The organism is Methanobrevibacter sp. (assembly GCF_045541095.1).
Lineage (GTDB): Archaea > Methanobacteriota > Methanobacteria > Methanobacteriales > Methanobacteriaceae > Methanocatella.
Genome location: NZ_JAZQIJ010000163.1, coordinates 1 through 3,769 on the forward strand (window position 1 = coordinate 1; position 3,769 = coordinate 3,769).

At 35.5% G+C, this 3,769-nt stretch carries 1 protein-coding gene; it reads right to left on the reverse strand.

Annotated features, from left to right (window positions below):
* Positions 1 to 54 precede the first annotated feature (54 nt).
* Positions 55 to 3,399, reverse strand: coding sequence for a leucine-rich repeat protein (locus ACKI2P_RS07035; protein WP_407376303.1), 3,345 nt, complete (start codon positions 3,397 to 3,399; stop codon positions 55 to 57).
* Positions 3,400 to 3,769: the final 370 nt, after the last annotated feature.

Consider the following 3,769-nt stretch of genomic DNA (forward strand, 5'->3'; position numbering starts at 1 on the left):
GGGCATCGACCCCTACAAAAAATGGGCGGGGTGAACCCGCCCTGAATAGATTTGTTATTTGGAATAAACCGTAAGATTTAAGGTGTCAACAACTTCAAAAGCTGTTTTTCTCGAACGTGTGCGAACATAATAAGTCTGGTCGCCGAGCTGTGAGAAATTCATTTTAATTGTCCACACCTTTACGCCGTTTTCTTCCGCAACTGTTGCGGTGTCGTCGGTGTATGTCCAGGTGTTTCCGTTTTTATAAAGCTGAACCTTTGAAACGTCCATACCTGTTTTAACGGTGAGTGTGTTTATGCCGTTGTAAATAACACCGTCGCTGATTACATCAAACTCAGTTGAATGATAGCTATAATCAAATGGCTGAGCGGTGAGGGTAACAATACCTGATTCACTGTTCCAACCTATTTCTTCAAACTTTGCATAAACAGAATATGTTTCCTTTTCATCCTGAACGTTAATATCCAAGTTCCAAGTGAATGTTCCGTCACCGTTATCGGTGATTGATTTAACACTGCTACTTTCAGCTGTATAGGTTGTTGTATTATTTTTGCTATCAATAAATCTGATTTTTGATGGATTACCTATAACAGTAACATCAAGATTTGCAATATCACCAACACGGAAAGAATTGTTTTCACTGACTGTAATTAAAAACTCCTTATCCGTTTTGATATCGCTGTTTTCGTTGTCAAAGTCGAGAGTGAGCTTGTCACCGTTATCAACGTTAAAAGTTGTTCTCTTTTCGGTGTTTTCGTCAACTTTAAGTGTTGCGTTAACATCGTTAAGACCCGAAACCTCAACAGAGTTTTCATTTCTTGAAACAACAATTTCTTCACCGTTTGCAACACCACTGATTGTCATATTGATGTCTTCATTATTGATTAAAGATGAAATATCAACAGAGTATTCTTTGCTACTGTTTGAAGTAATCTCAACATTAGAATCAGTGTCTGTTGTGTTGATAGTTGCTTTTGAGTCTGCACTCAAAGTAGCTGTAACCTGTGAATTGTTGCCGGCAACTGAAACAGAAGAATTGTTTTTTTTAAGGGTTTCAACGGTTATAATTGAATCTGATTTAGACCAATACAGATGTGTTGGATTTAAATCAATATGATTGCTTCCTGTGCTTGGTTCTCTAATTTTGATTAAATCTGTATTGCTACTTGAAATTAATAAATCTGGATCTGAAACGCTTACTAAATTGCAATCAGAATCAATTACTTCAAAGTTAACACGAGATGTTGCGTTTGAAGGGAGGGTTCCATTATAATCTAGTTTAGCATTTGCTTTTTCAACCATATATGGGAGAAGTGTAGCGGCATTTGGACCATATCCAATATATCCAATTCTGCCTATTTCCGCAAGTTCTTCTTTATTTAGTCCGCTGTAATCTGTACCCCAAGTTTCCTCGTATGCAGGGTAACTCCAATTGTTCGTAAATTGACCATTTCCATCAATAAAAAAAGTGATTATCTGAGGTTCAGTGTAGTTAGAGTCATCAACAACAATTTTGTTTTTTCCAGCAATACCAGTAGCAAGAACAGAGTGCCCAAAAGATTGTTCCCAGGTTTGCGTTATTTGATTGTATTTGATTTCTTGTAGGTCAATTAAAACAGGTGCCCCATTACCATAAACATAGTCATAAACAGCGTTATATATTTTTGAACAATCTCTATAAGTTTCTGTAGCTTGTGTTGAGAATTGCGTTGCATATCCATACTTAATAAAGGTAGTAGTATTGATTCCGTTAAGGTCAAAGCAATAAGTGCCAAATTTTGTTATATCGCTGACTGTTTCACACTCTCCAAAAACATTAACAAAAGAAGAAATTTCAGGATGTTTCATCAAAATAGCGCCTGTAGTGGATGCAAAACCGTAACATAATCCATGTTTTTCATTTTCGTGTTTTGCCCAGATTAGTCCACCTTTGTATTCTCCATAAATATCCTCATATATTTCTTGGGGAACAATGTCTTCATAGTTTAAAAAACTATACTTATTTGATTTGAAGTTGGTTGTTGTTCCGTCATTAAAGTTTATATTTGATTTTGTCAAGCAATCATTTCCGTCGGAAATAGAAATTTGATTCCACTGCTCTTTTTTGCCGTTGTAATAAGTTCTTTCTAAGTTTCCACAACCTAAAAATGCATTTGTTCCAATTGATTTAATATTTGCACCGAATGACAAATTCTTTAAGTTTGTACAGTTATAAAATGCATAAGAGTCAATGGTTTCAACTTTGTCGGGAATGTTGATTGATGTGATGTTTTTACTAATTTGTCCAAAGGCATACCTCATAATATTAGTAACATTATGTGGTATTTGTATTGAGGTAAGATTACTACAAAAATGGAAAGCATCGGCACCGATTTTTGTAATTGAGCTTGGCAAATAGTAAGATTGTAGATTTGAACAATTATAAAACGCGAAATCTCCAATGTTAGTTACACCATATTTCACAATTACATGTTTGATTTTATTTTTATTTCCACCCCAACGTGTCCCGTTTGTATCCGATTGACCGGCAGTATTAATTTTCTCGTTGTACATTTTACCCTGACCACTTATTACAAGTGTTCCGTTTTCATAGAAATCCCATTTGATGTTTGTTCCATAAGTGCTTCCGGATTTTTCACCATAATTACCTGAAGCAATTAATTCACCATAATTGAAGTTTACATCAGAATGACCACTAGATTCGGCAAGTTGAACCAATTTACCACATTCAAATACTTCAGCCTCGTAGCTGTAGTTTGTTGCAGTTATCTCAAATTCTATAGTTGCAAACAAACCTGTTCCCTCGGTGGGAAGAATAGGTTCTCCAACACTAACAAAAGCACCATTACTTGAAATTGCAGAAATATGATTATATCCTTCGGTTGCGGAAGGGTTGTAGAATACTGCACTTTCTGTGATACTATAGGTTTTTATATAATTGAATTTTAATCCAACTGTATTGAATTTTATATCTAAGGCATAGAATCCACCTGAGTCAAGATTAATATCAACTATCATTGTGTTGCCATCATTATAAACCTCTTTGAAACTGAATCTAACATTACTGTCAGAAGGGATAAATGCAGAATCATAGTTGATATTGGCATAATCTTCTGTATCAATTGGAAAGTAACCGCCATAGGCTAATGACAGTATTTTTGCATCCACAGAATTTACTTTTGAGTCGCTGTTAACATCGGCTAAATCAGGACGTTCACAGTTAATCCCGGTAGATAAACCTAAAATAGCACCAACATCCCAATCATCAATCCGTCCGTCATAATTGGCATCCCCTAATCCGACGTATGCTTCTGCTTTAAAACTAAGCAATAGTGTTGGTGAAAAAATAATGATTAGTGTCAACAAAATTGATAAGAAACTTTTAGTTGATTTTTTCAAGATAAATCCTCCTAAATAAAAAAGTGTGCAGCCAAGGCTACACACTGAAAAATGCACAGCTCCGGTTGCTGCGACACAAACTAAATACTTCAACGGCATGGTATGCACGTGAAATAGAGCATGCATTTTTACCAAAGGTAAAAATACATACCACTCCGTGAAAACTATTTAGTTTATGTCGCAAGTTTAGTTTAGCATATTATTTCCAAATATTCAATGTTTTTTCATAAAAAAAGCAAGGCCACACACCGTGACCTTGCTAAAACTTTTATTTCTTGTCGCCTTTCTTTTCGTAACCGAAGGTTGAAGCGAAAAGGTCAATTTTAAATGCCTTGATAACGCCGCTGAAAAGTCTTGAGCCCTGAACAGG